Source organism: Ruegeria sp. AG1, assembly GCF_056541705.1.
On record NZ_JBQFYU010000008.1, the window covers coordinates 184,270 to 197,600 of the forward strand.

General features: G+C 58.0%; 18 protein-coding genes. 13 read left to right on the forward strand and 5 right to left on the reverse strand.

What is annotated here, in order from left to right:
* Positions 1-57: 57 nt before the first annotated feature.
* Both sucC and mdh read right to left on the reverse strand, forming a co-directional pair.
* The gene (gene sucC / locus ACR0B5_RS14190; RefSeq protein ID WP_170666828.1) at positions 58-1,251 is read right to left on the reverse strand and encodes an ADP-forming succinate--CoA ligase subunit beta; all 1,194 of its coding nucleotides are present in this window, start codon (positions 1,249-1,251) and stop codon (positions 58-60) included.
* 321 nt (positions 1,252-1,572) lie between these two features.
* Positions 1,573-2,535 (reverse strand): malate dehydrogenase, encoded by a 963-nt coding sequence (gene mdh, locus ACR0B5_RS14195; protein ID WP_170378975.1) that lies wholly within the window; start codon positions 2,533-2,535, stop codon positions 1,573-1,575.
* A gap of 161 nt (positions 2,536-2,696) precedes the next feature.
* On the opposite strand from mdh, the gene ACR0B5_RS14200 reads away from it, so the two are divergent.
* Entirely contained in the window at positions 2,697-3,452 is a 756-nt protein-coding gene (locus ACR0B5_RS14200) for a sulfite exporter TauE/SafE family protein (protein ID WP_480541233.1), read from the forward strand.
* Here the strand turns inward: ACR0B5_RS14200 and ACR0B5_RS14205 are convergent.
* Positions 3,449-3,754 carry a hypothetical protein gene (locus tag ACR0B5_RS14205; RefSeq protein WP_480541235.1) on the reverse strand — a complete coding sequence of 102 codons (306 nt, stop codon included), beginning with the start codon at positions 3,752-3,754 and terminating at the stop codon, positions 3,449-3,451. The two genes, ACR0B5_RS14200 and ACR0B5_RS14205, sit on opposite strands and share 4 nt — an antisense overlap.
* A gap of 169 nt (positions 3,755-3,923) precedes the next feature.
* Here ACR0B5_RS14205 and ACR0B5_RS14210 point away from each other — a divergent pair, with 169 nt between their 5' ends.
* The 12 genes from ACR0B5_RS14210 (at position 3,924) to ACR0B5_RS14265 (ending at position 12,135) form a co-directional block, all read left to right on the forward strand.
* Entirely contained in the window at positions 3,924-4,781 is an 858-nt protein-coding gene (locus ACR0B5_RS14210; protein ID WP_480541237.1) for an HpcH/HpaI aldolase/citrate lyase family protein, read from the forward strand.
* 6 nt (positions 4,782-4,787) lie between these two features.
* Positions 4,788-5,339, forward strand: a complete 552-nt coding sequence (locus tag ACR0B5_RS14215; RefSeq protein WP_170462671.1) for an NnrU family protein — start codon at positions 4,788-4,790, stop codon at positions 5,337-5,339.
* 15 nt (positions 5,340-5,354) lie between these two features.
* Positions 5,355-5,561, forward strand: a complete 207-nt coding sequence (locus tag ACR0B5_RS14220) for a DUF1737 domain-containing protein (protein ID WP_170378966.1) — start codon at positions 5,355-5,357, stop codon at positions 5,559-5,561.
* Positions 5,561-6,589 carry a MaoC family dehydratase gene (locus ACR0B5_RS14225; protein WP_480541239.1) on the forward strand — a complete coding sequence of 343 codons (1,029 nt, stop codon included), beginning with the start codon at positions 5,561-5,563 and terminating at the stop codon, positions 6,587-6,589. The genes ACR0B5_RS14220 and ACR0B5_RS14225 overlap by 1 nt, the downstream gene beginning before the upstream one ends.
* A 53-nt stretch (positions 6,590-6,642) precedes the next feature.
* Positions 6,643-7,302 (forward strand): DUF1194 domain-containing protein, encoded by a 660-nt coding sequence (locus ACR0B5_RS14230; RefSeq protein ID WP_480541241.1) that lies wholly within the window; start codon positions 6,643-6,645, stop codon positions 7,300-7,302.
* A gap of 213 nt (positions 7,303-7,515) precedes the next feature.
* On the forward strand, positions 7,516-7,899 hold the full coding sequence (sdhC, locus tag ACR0B5_RS14235) for a succinate dehydrogenase, cytochrome b556 subunit (protein ID WP_480541242.1): 384 nt from the start codon (positions 7,516-7,518) through the stop codon (positions 7,897-7,899).
* 10 nt (positions 7,900-7,909) lie between these two features.
* A complete protein-coding gene (locus ACR0B5_RS14240) occupies positions 7,910-8,281 on the forward strand; it encodes a succinate dehydrogenase, hydrophobic membrane anchor protein (protein ID WP_480541244.1) in 372 nt (123 codons plus the stop codon).
* A gap of 22 nt (positions 8,282-8,303) precedes the next feature.
* On the forward strand, positions 8,304-10,112 hold the full coding sequence (gene sdhA / locus ACR0B5_RS14245; RefSeq protein ID WP_170378956.1) for a succinate dehydrogenase flavoprotein subunit: 1,809 nt from the start codon (positions 8,304-8,306) through the stop codon (positions 10,110-10,112).
* A 91-nt stretch (positions 10,113-10,203) separates the two neighbouring features.
* On the forward strand, positions 10,204-10,830 hold the full coding sequence (locus ACR0B5_RS14250; protein WP_480541246.1) for a sulfotransferase: 627 nt from the start codon (positions 10,204-10,206) through the stop codon (positions 10,828-10,830).
* Positions 10,831-10,843: 13 nt separating this feature from the next.
* Positions 10,844-11,623, forward strand: a complete 780-nt coding sequence (locus ACR0B5_RS14255; RefSeq protein WP_170462678.1) for a succinate dehydrogenase iron-sulfur subunit — start codon at positions 10,844-10,846, stop codon at positions 11,621-11,623.
* A 124-nt stretch (positions 11,624-11,747) separates the two neighbouring features.
* The gene (locus ACR0B5_RS14260) at positions 11,748-11,894 is read left to right on the forward strand and encodes a hypothetical protein (protein ID WP_480541248.1); all 147 of its coding nucleotides are present in this window, start codon (positions 11,748-11,750) and stop codon (positions 11,892-11,894) included.
* Positions 11,895-11,937: 43 nt separating this feature from the next.
* Positions 11,938-12,135 carry a hypothetical protein gene (locus tag ACR0B5_RS14265; RefSeq protein WP_170747525.1) on the forward strand — a complete coding sequence of 66 codons (198 nt, stop codon included), beginning with the start codon at positions 11,938-11,940 and terminating at the stop codon, positions 12,133-12,135.
* Positions 12,136-12,169: 34 nt separating this feature from the next.
* Here the strand turns inward: ACR0B5_RS14265 and deoD are convergent, their stop codons facing one another.
* Both deoD and ACR0B5_RS14275 read right to left on the reverse strand, forming a co-directional pair.
* Entirely contained in the window at positions 12,170-12,883 is a 714-nt protein-coding gene (gene deoD, locus ACR0B5_RS14270) for a purine-nucleoside phosphorylase (protein ID WP_480541250.1), read from the reverse strand.
* Positions 12,884-12,902: 19 nt separating this feature from the next.
* Entirely contained in the window at positions 12,903-13,220 is a 318-nt protein-coding gene (locus ACR0B5_RS14275; protein ID WP_480541252.1) for an H-NS histone family protein, read from the reverse strand.
* Positions 13,221-13,331 lie beyond the last annotated feature (111 nt).

Below are 13,331 nucleotides of genomic sequence, written 5' to 3' on the forward strand. Positions count from 1 at the left end.
ACGGCCTGCCAGAATTCTTCGGAAAAGTGGGGCGAAACCCACTCCACGGAATTGGGCTTAGCCTTTCACGGCTTTCACGATCTTCTCGGCACCGTCTTTCAGGTTGTCTGCCGCGATTACATCCAGGCCAGAGGTGTTGATGATCTCTTTGCCCTTCTCGACATTCGTGCCTTCCAGACGCACGACCAGCGGAACCTGCAAGCCAACCTCTTTCACCGCGGCAACAACGCCCTCGGCGATGACGTCACAGCGCATGATGCCGCCGAAGATGTTGACCAGAATGCCTTTGACGTTCGGGTCCGAGGTGATGATCTTGAACGCCTCTGTCACTTTCTCTTTGGTCGCACCGCCGCCCACGTCGAGGAAGTTGGCAGGCTCGGCACCGTAGAGCTTGATGATGTCCATCGTTGCCATCGCCAGACCAGCACCATTGACCATGCAGCCGATCTCACCGTCCAGCGCGATGTAGTTCAGATCGTACTTGGAGGCTTCGAGTTCCTTGGGGTCTTCCTCGGTCTCGTCGCGCAGCTCGGCGATGTCGGGGTGGCGGTAAACCGCGTTGCCGTCAAAGCCCAGCTTGGCGTCCAGCACCTTGAGCTCGCCGCTGTCCGAGACGATCAGCGGGTTGATCTCCAGCATCTCCATGTCCTTCTCGACGAAGGCTTTGTAGAGGATGCCCATCAGGCGCACACATTGCTTGACCTGTGCGCCCTGAAGACCCAGCGAGAACGCGATGCGGCGGCCGTGATAGGCCTGATAGCCGGTCACAGGGTCCACCGAGAAGGACAGAATTTTCTCAGGCGTGGACGCGGCGACTTCTTCGATATCCATGCCGCCTTCGGTCGAGCAGACAAAAGAGATGCGGCTGGTCTGGCGATCCACCAGAAGCGCTAGGTACAGTTCACGCTCAATGCCGGAACCGGCTTCGATATAGATGCGGTTGACCTGCTTGCCTGCGGGGCCGGTCTGGTGAGTGACCAGAGTGCGGCCCAGCATCTTCTTTGCTTCCTCGGCCGCTTCTTCCACCGACTTGGTCAGACGGACACCGCCTTTTTCACCTGCGTCTGCCTCTTTGAAGCTGCCCTTGCCGCGCCCACCTGCGTGGATCTGCGCCTTCACAACCCATAGAGGGCCGTCCAGTTCACCGGCTGCGGTTTTGGCTTCCTCGGCGCGCAGAACCGCGCGACCGTCGGAGACCGGAGCGCCATAGCTGCGAAGAAGCGCCTTGGCTTGGTATTCGTGAATGTTCATCGAAATTGTCCCGTCTGACTACGATTAAACCGATATAGAGGTGTCTAGGGCGCAATTATAAAGGCTTTTTTGACCTCGGAGCGGTTTTTAGTGAAGATTTTTCTTATTTGTGATCACAGTATTTTGGGGTGTGATCACAAAATTCAACGGATTGACGTTTGATTCGAATCCACGTCGAACGGAGTTTCAAAACCGCTTCAAAATAGGCGGTTGCGACGTTTGCCCTAACATTCCAGGCGGCGGATTAGTGACGTAATGGGCCCGCCGAATAAAAAAACCGGCCCCATTTAGGGCCGATTCTGAGATTGAGTCTTAGAGCGCTTAAGCCAGAGAACCATCAATGCCTTTACAAGCCTCGATCAAGCCTTTGACAGCGTTGACCGAGTTTTCAAAGCCCGCTTGTTCGTCTTCGTTCAGCTTGATGTCGACGATACGCTCGATGCCACCAGCACCGATGACGGTCGGAACGCCGACATACATGCCGTCAACGCCGAACTCGCCGTTGCAATAGGCCGCGCAGGGCAGAACGCGCTTCTGATCTTTCAGGTAGGCTTCGGCCATTTCGATTGCCGAAGTCGCAGGCGCGTAGAAGGCCGAGCCGGTTTTCAGCAGGCCAACGATCTCGGCGCCGCCATCACGGGTGCGCTGAACGATGGCGTCCAGTTTCTCTTGCGTGGTCCAGCCCATCTCGACCAGATCGGGCAACGGGATACCGGCAACGGTCGAGTAGCGCACCGAAGGCACCATGGTGTCGCCGTGGCCGCCCAGAACAAAGGCGGTGACGTCGCGCATCGAGACGTTAAACTCTTCCGACAGGAAATGTGCGAAACGTGCCGAATCCAGAACGCCCGCCATGCCGCAGACCTTGTTGTGCGGCAGGCCCGAGAATTCACGCAGAGCCCAAACCATCGCGTCCAGCGGGTTGGTGATGCAGATCACGAATGCGTCGGGCGCGTGGGCTGCGATGCCTTCGCCGACCGATTTCATGACTTTCAGGTTGATGCCCAGCAGGTCATCGCGGCTCATCCCCGGTTTGCGGGCGACACCTGCGGTGACGATGCACACGTCTGCGCCTGCGATGTCCGCATAGTCGCTAGAACCTGACATTGCGGCGTCAAAGCCTTCGGACGGGCCGGACTCGGCGATGTCGAGCGCCTTGCCCTGAGGCAGTCCGTCAGCGATGTCAAACAGGACGACGTCACCGAGTTCTTTGACAGCTGCAAGATGCGCAAGCGTGCCGCCGATGTTCCCAGCGCCGATCAGCGCAATCTTGGGTCTGGCCATTTGGAATATCTCCGGTCGGTATTGAAATCGCGGGTTTGCTAGTCGTTAAATGGTTTTTGCGCAAGGGTCCTGCGGCGCGGCATGCCACCGCATACCGTTTGCCATCCCCAATCCGGTTGCGCTAAACCGCCTGTGAATCAAGCCAATTCCCGGGACGCTGCATGTTTGAATTGAACCTGATGTTTTTTGCAGTCGCGATCCCGGCGGTGATCTTTGCGGGCATCTCGAAGGGTGGGTTCGGCTCGGGCGTGGCCTTTGCGTCGTCGTCGATTCTGGCTCTGATACTGACACCGGGGCAGGCGCTGGCGCTGATGCTGCCGATCCTCATGGTGATCGACGTGGCCACGCTGGGACCTTACTGGAAACGCTGGAGCTGGCCGGATTCGCGTCTGCTGATCTTGGGCGCGGTTCCGGGTGTTCTGCTGGGCACTTGGCTATACCGCGTGACAGATGACGACCTGCTGCGCCTGCTGATCGGAGGGATCTCGGTCGGGTTCGTGATCTGGCACGTCGCCCAAAGCAAAGGCTGGATTCGCGGTTTCACCAGCCGGTTGCCTGCCTCTGCCGGACTGTTCGCGGGGCTTGTGGCCGGGTTTACCAGTTTCGTCAGCCATGCCGGAGGTCCCCCGGCTGCCGTCTATCTGCTGTCACAACGCCTGTCGAAGACCGAGTTTCAGGCCTCGACCGTTTTGGTGTTCTGGGTGATCAACGCGGCGAAATTCGTGCCCTACGCCTATCTCGGCCTTTTCACTTGGCACACGGCGCTGGCGGATCTTCTGCTGACCCCATTCGCCATATTGGGGGCCTGGCTGGGCGTCCGGGCGCATTTCATGCTGTCCGAACGCCTGTTCTTTGGCATCGCCTATGTGTTGCTGACCCTGACCGGAGGCAAGCTGATCTGGGACGCACTAACTTAGGTGTTTGGCGGCAGGGCATCGGCCATCTGCTCATAGGCCTGCCCCGAGGCCACCAGGCAGGTCAGCCCGTCCGGCAGGGTCACCGTGATCGTCCAGCTGCCGGATTGGTCCGAGGCAAACAGCTCCATCACCGCACCCTGACGCGCAATGCCGATCCCCCGGCGCGTTTCGCCATAGGTCTCGGCAAGGCGTTGCAACACATCGGCCCGAGGGGCGCAATTGCGGGCCTGCGCCTGAACCTGTTGCGCCGCGAGGACCATGATTCCCAGCCCGATTGTCATCTTCAATACTGTCTTTTTCATCTCTGACCCCATCTGTCACCAGTCGTCCAAAGCCTGCGGTCAAGAGGGCGATATTGCGTTAAAGCAAAGAGCGTTGCGTCATTTATGCTGCGTTGCGGCGATTTTTGCCTTGAACTTTCCTGAGAAAAATGCCCCTTTCTGCGCAACATTATTTCAACGGGAGAGGCCAATGCACCCGCGTCAGCGCCCTTATCGCTCGGTTCTATACATTCCCGGTTCGCGCGACCGGGCCTTGGACAAGGCCCGCACCTTGCCGGTTGATGCTATCATCTTCGATCTTGAAGACGCGGTGTCTGCCGACGAAAAGGCCAATGCACGCGAGACGCTCAAGGCAGCGCTGGCCGCTGGGGAATACGGCCCTCGGGTCAAGATCGTGCGCATCAACGGGCTGGATACCCAGTGGGGTGCAGATGACGCCAAAGCCGTGCGCGAGATGGATGCGGATGCGGTTCTGTTGCCCAAGGTGAACTCAGCGGCGGATGTGGATGCTTTGGCCGCGATCACCGGGGATCTGCCGATCTGGGCCATGATGGAGACCCCGCGCGGTATGCTGAATGCGGCCGAGATTGCAGCGCATCCGCTTATGGCGGGTTTCGTGATGGGGACAAACGATCTGGCCAAGGACCTGCAAACGCGTTTCCGTCCCGACCGTCTGCCGCTGATGACCTCGCTTGGCCTATGTCTGCTGGCCGCCAAGGCCGAAGGGCTGATCATTGTTGATGGCGTCTACAACGCCTTCAAAGACACCGAAGGACTGGCCGCCGAATGCGAACAGGGCCGCGATATGGGTTTTGATGGCAAGACGCTGATCCACCCGGCACAGGTCGAGGTCACCAATGCAGCCTTCGCTCCGTCGGATGACGAGATAGACCTCGCCCGTCGTCAGATCAGCGCGTTTGAGGAAACCGAGGCGCAAGGGCAGGGTGTTGCAGTCGTCGACGGTAAGATCGTCGAAAACCTGCATGTTGTAACTGCCCGCGAAACTCTGGCAAAAGCGGAGGCGATTTCAGCTTTGCAAGCGGGGTAAGCCAGCATGGGCTTTGTTCTTCTGATCCTTGGTGTGGCGCTATGGTGGGCCGCACATCTGTTCAAACGCGTCCTGCCTGCGCAGCGCGCGGCCATGGGCGATGGCGGCAAAGGGGCTGTGGCGCTCGCGCTGGTGGCCGCGATTCTGCTGATGATCTTCGGCTACCGCATGACCGAGTTCATCTATGTCTGGGCGCCGCCAAGCTTCATGACCCATATCAACAACCTGTTGGTGCTGATCGCGATCTACATGATGAGCCCGGCCCCTAAGAAAGGCCGTCTGCTGCATAGGCTGCGCCATCCAATGCTGGGCGGGTTCAAGCTATGGGCCTTTGCGCATCTGCTGGTGAATGGCGATCTGGCCTCGATCATCTTGTTTGGTGGGCTTTTGGCCTGGGCCGTGGTCGAGGTGATCGTGATCAACAAATCCGAACCCGACTGGACCCCTGGCGAACCCGGCACCTATGGCATGGACGCGATGTTCTTTGTTGCCTCGATCGTGCTGCTGGGTGTGATCGGCTATATCCACGGGCTGGTCGGCCCGTCTCCATTCGGATGATAAGGACCTGAAAGAATGGCAAAACTCTATCGCCTGCTGACCGAGGAGGACACCTCGGCCTTCTGTCACAAAGTGTCAGACGCCTTGGCAAAAGGGTGGGAGCTTTATGGCGATCCCTCCTACGCCTTCGATCAGGCCAACAACGTCATGCGGTGCGCGCAGGCTGTGACCAAAGAGGTCGACGCGGACTATTCACCTGAGATGAAACTGGGACAGCAATAATGGCAAAAACCAATCCGGGCCGCTTTTTTGAGGATTATTCCGTCGGACAGGTGCTGCCGCACGCCGTCCCGCGCACCGTGACGGAAGGAGAGCGCGGCCTCTACCATGCGCTCTATCCTGCGCGTCATGCGCTGTATTCCTCGGATGAGTTCGCGCGGTCCTGTGGTTTGCAGGAAAGCCCGATTGATGATCTGGCGGCCTTCCACGTCGTGTTCGGCAAAACGGTGCCCGATATCTCGCTGAATGCAGTGGCCAATCTGGGCTATGCCGAGGGGCGTTGGCTGCTACCGGTTCATGCGGGTGACACGCTGCGGTCGGTGTCCGAGGTGATCGGGGTCAAGCAGAACTCGAACGGCAAGACCGGAGTGGTCTGGGTGCGGACGCGCGGTCTGAACCAGTTGGACGAAGTGGTCATGGAATATGTCCGCTGGGTGATGGTGCGCAAGGCAAACCCGGATGCGCCGGCACCGGAAACACTCGTGCCCGAATTGAAGAAAGTGCTGGAGCCGAGCGATCTGGTCATCCCCGAGGGGCTTGATTTCTCGAATTACGATTTCACCCTGGCGGGTGAGCCGCATCGTTGGGGCGACTATAAGATCGGCGAAACCATTGATCACGTGGACGGCGTGACCGTGGAAGAGGCCGAGCATATGTTGGCCACACGCCTGTGGCAGAACACGGCCAAGGTGCATTTTGACCTGACCTTCCGCCCCGAAGGCCGCCTGATTTATGGCGGTCACGTGATCTCGATGGCGCGGGCCTTGTCGTTCAACGGCCTCGCCAATGCGCAGATGATCGTGGGTCTGAATGGCGGCGCACATGCCAACCCCTGTTTCGCAGGAGATACGATCAAGGCGTGGTCCGAGGTTCTGGACAAGGCCGAAACCGACGTGCCCGGGGTAGGGGCGATCCGTCTGCGTCTGGTGGCGACCAAGGGCGGCGCGCCGTTCGAGCTACGCGGTGAAGACGGAAAATACAGGTCGGATGTGTTGCTGGACCTCGATTATTGGGCCTTGATGCCGATCTAGTCGGGTTACAGTGATGTGAACACAGGACCCGCAATCCGTGCTAGGGTGGCGTCATGTTTCTGCGTTTTCTCACCCTTTTCCTGTGCCTTACACGCCCCGCTTGGGCGTGTGATCTGGCGCTGGCCTTGGCGGTGGATGTCTCTGGCTCTGTCGACAGCAGCGAATACCGCATTCAGATGGATGGCCTCGCCGCTGGGTTGCGTGACCCGATCGTGTCCGAGGCCTTGGTGCGCGGGCAGGCGCGGGTGATGCTGGTGCAGTGGACGGGCGAATCCCGCCAGCGGGTGACGATCCCGTGGACGACAATCGACAGCTTTATCGCTCTGGAGAAGTTTGCTGATCAAGTTGCGCAGGATCCAAGGGTCTGGCGAAACTTCTCAACCGCGATCGGAGAAGCTTTAGAGGCCACCCTGCTGCGGTTTGACGAAGTGGCAGAGTGCAGGCGACTGCTGATTGATATCTCGGGAGACGGGGTTTCCAACGAAGGGATTGAGCCGACGCAGATTCATGGCCTTCTGAAAGATCGAGGCGTGACAGTAAACGCCATAGCTATTGAAGAAAGTGAACCGGATCTGACGGCCTACTTCTTTGAGAACGTCATCTTTGGAGAGGGGGCTTTTGTCGTGTCGGCCTCAGGGTTTGCAGACTACCCAGAGCGCATACGTAAAAAGCTGCTACGCGAGGTGACGCAGCAATCTGCGGGTTTTCGCTGATCTACAGGGATTCGTGATCACAATGCTTCGACGTTGAAAACGCTAACATAGAATGATCGCATTGTATTTTGTGATCACACTTTTAAAGTGCGTGATCACAATTGGTCAAAATCACCGTTTTTGAGGCAATTTTACCTGTTTTTGCAGGTGCAGCACGTGACAGAAGCGCAAAAACAAGTAAAAAGTCTGGTAGCCAAAGTAAGAGGAGCCGCCATGGCCGATGTCAATCGGGGCAACCGCCCGCTCTCGCCACATATTATGATCTATCGCCCGCAGATGACTTCCATGTCGTCCATTATGGTTCGGTTTTCCGGCCTCGGGGTTTTCGCCGTTGCCGTTCTGGTTGTCTGGTGGTTGCTGGCCGCGTCAACTTCGGAAAGTGCATTTGCGCTGATCGACGGGTTCCTGACCAGCTGGTTCGGCAATCTGATCCTCATCGTCGCGACCTGGGCGCTTTGGTATCACACGCTGGGCCGCCTGCGTCACGTGTTCTGGGACTTCGGCTACTGCCTCGACGTGAACACCTCGGAAAAGCTGGGGATGGGTATGTTCATCGGGGCCACCGTCCTGACCATTCTCACCGTGCTTGTGGTTTAAGGAGACGGACATGCGATATCTGACCGACCGCAAACGCGCGCAGGGCCTGGGCGCAGGGAAATCGGGAACACAAACCCATTGGCGTACCATGGTGCGCGCGATGATCCTGACCGTGCTGGTTCCCATATTTTTCATCACCTTCGGAATGGGCCTCGGCGGCACGTATGAAGAGGTTCTGGCCTATTTCAGCCGTCCCTTCCCTGCGATTGTCACCGCCCTGACGCTGGTCGTGGGCCTCCAGCAGCTTATGTATGAGGCGCAGGAAACTATCGAAGACTATATCCATGGCATTCTTGAGAAAATCTCTCTCGTTGCGATGTGGGCGCTTGGCTACACGCTGATGGCTGCGGGGCTGTTTGCCCTGGTCAAGCTGGCCCTGTGACGCGCGATAAGGAACAAGAACAATGACAGCAGCATATGAATATGAAACCCACGAATACGACGTTGTCGTCGTAGGTGCAGGTGGGGCCGGTCTGCGGGCAACATTGGGCATGGCCGAGCAGGGTCTACGTACAGCCTGTGTCACCAAAGTGTTCCCGACACGCTCACATACGGTTGCCGCGCAAGGTGGTATTGCCGCGTCCCTGTCCAACATGGGGCCTGACCATTGGCAATGGCACATGTACGACACCGTAAAGGGCTCGGACTGGCTGGGTGACACCGATGCAATGGAGTACCTTGCGCGCGAAGCTCCCAAGGCCGTTTATGAGCTGGAACACTACGGCGTGCCCTTCAGCCGTACGGAAGAGGGTAAAATCTATCAGCGTCCCTTCGGCGGTCACACCACCGAGTTTGGCGAAGGCCCCGCCGTGCAACGTACATGTGCAGCCGCTGACCGGACCGGTCACGCGATCCTGCACACGCTTTACGGTCAGTCGCTGAAAAACAACGCTGAATTCTACATCGAATATTTCGCTATCGACCTGATCATGTCCGAGGACGGGCAGTGTCAAGGCGTTGTCTGCTGGAAGCTGGACGATGGCACGATGCATGTCTTCAACGCCAAGATGGTTGTGCTGGCGACCGGCGGTTACGGTCGTGCATATTTCAGCGCGACCTCGGCCCATACCTGCACCGGCGACGGTGGCGGCATGGTGGCCCGTGCCGGTCTGGCCCTGCAGGATATGGAGTTCGTTCAGTTTCACCCGACTGGCATCTACGGCTCGGGTTGCCTAATCACCGAGGGTGCTCGGGGTGAGGGCGGTTACCTGACCAACTCTGAAGGTGAGCGTTTCATGGAGCGCTATGCGCCCCAGTATAAGGACTTGGCGCCGCGCGACTATGTCTCGCGTTCAATGACGATGGAGATCCGCGAAGGACGTGGTCATGGCGATGACGGGGACCATATTCATTTGAACCTGAGCCACCTGCCAGCCGAGGCGCTGGCGGAACGGCTGCCTGGAATCTCGGAATCGGCGCGTGTCTTTGCTGGTGTTGACGTTACCAAGGAACCCATCCCGGTTCTGCCGACCGTGCACTATAATATGGGCGGTATTCCGACGAATTATTGGGGTGAGGTTCTCAACCCAACTGCAGACAACCCAACCGCAGTTGTTCCCGGCCTGATGGCAGTGGGCGAAGCGGGCTGTGCTTCGGTCCACGGTGCCAACCGTCTGGGATCTAACTCTCTGATCGATCTGGTCGTCTTTGGTCGCGCGGCGGCCATCCGGGCCGGTAAAGTAGTGGACGCAGACGCGCCGAACCCTGTGCTGAATCAGGCATCGGTTGACAAGGCATTTGATCGGTTTGACGCTGTACGGAACGCCTCGGGCGCAGTCCCAACCGCTGACCTGCGGCTTGAGATGCAAAAGACCATGCAGCAGGACGCGGCTGTGTTCCGGACCGCCAAGACCATGGCGGAAGGCGTCGAAAAGATGACAGCGATCGCGGCTAAGATGGACGATCTGAAGGTTTCGGATCGGTCTCTGGTCTGGAACAGTGACCTGATGGAGTCACTGGAACTGACCAACCTTATGCCAAGCGCTCTGGCTACCATCGTGGGGGCCGAAGCGCGCAAAGAGTCCCGTGGCGCACATGCGCATGAGGATTTCGCAGAGCGCGACGATGAGAACTGGCGTGTCCACACCGTCAGCCGGGTCGAGGGTAACAAGGTTGAACTCAGTTACCGTCCGGTGATCGTTGATCCTCTGACCAACGAGGATCAGGGCGGCATCAGCCTCAAGAAAATCGCGCCTAAAGCGCGGACGTTCTAAGTAGGAGCAACCATCAGGCAATGCGGTGCAAGCGCCACATACCCACCGACACGACAAACGCCCCTTTCGGGCGTGGTGAGGGGTGCTTGCCATGACGGTTGAACAGCTGCCCTCGGGTCCGCGAGACCCCAAGATCATCCTGATCGGTCTGAACCGCTGCGCCACCACGTCGCTGCACAAGCTGTTTCAGAACAGCGGCATCGCGTCGGTGCATTGGGTGGACGATCAAGGCAAAAACCTGGCCCAGAAAATGGTGACGAATATCGCCATGGGCCGGAAACCGCTGGATGGGTTCGGCTCGGTCCGGGCCTTTACTGACATTGCCTTTGTGAATGCCCGTTTCATGCTGGATGGCACACGGTTTTTCCGCGAGTTGCATGCGGCTTATCCGGATGCCTATTTTCTACTGAATACGCGCGATCGCGAGGATTGGATCTCCTCACGCGCGCTGCACAGCAATGGTGGTTATCTCGAACGCTGCTGCAAGGCCAACGGGATGGGCACAGACGAAGTGAAACAGGGCTGGCGCCGGATGTATGACGTACACCACGCCGAGGTGCAGGCCCATTTCGACGGGAACGTAAGGTTCCTGCGCTTTGATGTCGACCGCGATGACCCCCAGGCGATTGCCGATTGGTTGTCTGCGGATTTTGACGTGAACACTGCCCATTGGGGGCACTACAATCGAGGCGCGTCTGACCGCGCCCGGACAGGCTGAATGGAGAATTGACATGGTTCAACTGACCCTGCCCAAGAATTCCCGGATCACCACCGGTAAGACATGGCCCAAACCGGACGGCGCGAAGAACCTGCGCAAGTTCCAGATCTATCGCTGGAACCCCGATGACGGCCAGAACCCGCGTGTCGACACGTATTTCGTCGATATGGACACCTGCGGTCCGATGATCTTGGACGCGCTGATCAAGATCAAGAACGAGATTGATCCGACCCTGACCTTCCGTCGTTCGTGCCGGGAAGGGATCTGTGGCTCCTGCGCGATGAATATCGACGGGATCAACACGCTGGCCTGCATCTACGGCATGGATGAGATCAAGGGCGACGTGAAGATCTATCCGCTGCCGCATATGCCTGTAGTCAAGGACCTGATCCCCGACCTGACGCATTTCTACGCGCAGCACGCCAGCATCATGCCGTGGCTGGAAACCAAGACAAACCGCCCCGCAAAAGAGTGGAAGCAGTCCATTGAAGACCGCAAGAAGCTGGACGGCTTGTATGAATGCGTAATGTGCGCCAGCTGCTCGACCTCCTGCCCGAGCTACTGGTGGAACGGCGACCGCTATCTTGGCCCCGCAGCTTTGCTGCATGCCTACCGCTGGATCATCGACAGCCGTGATGAAGCCACGGGCGAGCGTCTGGATGAGCTAGAAGATCCCTTCAAGCTGTATCGCTGCCACACGATCATGAACTGCGCCAAGACCTGCCCGAAGGGTCTGAACCCGGCAGCAGCGATCGCGCAGATCAAGAAGATGATGGTCGAACGCTCTGTCTGATCGACCGATGCGCTTGCCGTGCTGCGGCAAGCGCATGCCCCCTTTGCAAAAACGTCCGATGTCGTCGGTCCACCGACGCCGTATATTTGCGGAAGGGAGGAGTGATGAAATCAGGATCACTCCGATGAGTACACAAGCAAACACACCGAAAACCGACGCCAAGGAAGCTCTGACCTTGTTGGAGCAAGCTTGGGCGTATTGCACGCCAGAACCGGTTGGCGCGCACGATCAACGAGAGCCTGAGTTGTTCGAATACGCCAACGCGGCGTGACACCGGCCTTGCCATTTGCGGCTGGAACGGGCCAAACAGATCTATGCCTGTTCTTCTGCTTCTTCTGGCCGCTGGGGTTTTCGCCTATTTCTTCTGGCGGTCCCGCACGTCTTCGCTGACACGCGACTGTCGCTGGCGATTGCATCGTGACGAAGATCTGTGGGTTTGTGCCTATTGCGGCGCGCGATCCGACGGTTCAGATCGTCCTTCGAAATGTCTGCGGCAATCAATCGGCAAATAGAAATCGGGCCGAGACATGCTCGGCCCGTTTCACGTTATGCTGCGTCCGGGAAGGCCGCTTGCAGCGCGATCTCGACCATGTCACCAAAGCTACGCTCCCGATCGGATGAGGGCAGGGCCTCGCCCGTCAACAGGTGGTCCGAGACGGTCAGAACCGCAAGAGCACGGCATTTGTGTCTGGCGGCGAGGATATACAGCTCGGCCGCTTCCATCTCGACCCCCAGAATGCCGTGACGCACCATCTGTTCGTTCAAATCAGGGCGCTCATCATAGAACACGTCGGACGAATAGATCCCGCCCACATGGGTCGGTGTTCCCTTGGCTGCCGCTGCATTGGCAGCAGCCTGCAACAGGCCCCAATCGGCGCAGGGAGCGAAGTTCAATTCCTTCATGATGCCCCGGGACGGCGTGCTAAGCGTGGTCGATGTCATGGCCAGAATAACATCGCGGACATTGACGCTGTCTTGCATACCACCGCAGGAGCCGATGCGGATCAGTGTCTTTGCGCCGAAATCCCGGATCAATTCGTTCACGTAAATGGAAAGTGAGGGCATCCCCATGCCGCTGCCCTGAATGGTGACAGGGTTTCCTTTCCACTTACCGGAAAACCCGAGCATGCCGCGCACGTCATTGACTAGCCCAACGTCATCCAAAAACGTTTCCGCCGCCCATTTCGCCCGATAGGGATCTCCGGGCAAAAGAACGGTTTCTGCGATGTCACCTTTTTCTGCGCCAATGTGGATTGTCATTTCTGAAACGACCTCAAATTTAGATTTCCAACTCGGCGATATCGGTGCCGGAATTCAGCGCGTCATGGACCCATTGAGGCTTGCGTCCACGGCCGGTCCAGGTTTGATCTGGGGCGTTTGGGTTGCGGTATTTTGCTTTTGATTTCTGGAGTTTGGCGCCTTTCGGGGCGGCGTCCGAAAGCTCGGACAAGGAAAACCCGAATTCGGCTGCGGCTTTTTCGGCAGCTTCCAGAGCGGCTTTGCGCTCGCGCTTTTCAGCATCTACCAGGGCTTTATCTATATCGTCGCGCAATTGCAGAAGTTCATTGCGTGACATTTTTTCAAGCTCAAGTCCCATTACTTTTCCTCTTTCAGGCGTGAGTGGCTACGGTTGAAAAATACAAGCCGTATTTCCATACGCCGATATAGGCTATTCCCGGTATTTCGGGAATAGCCATCAAGAGTTTTT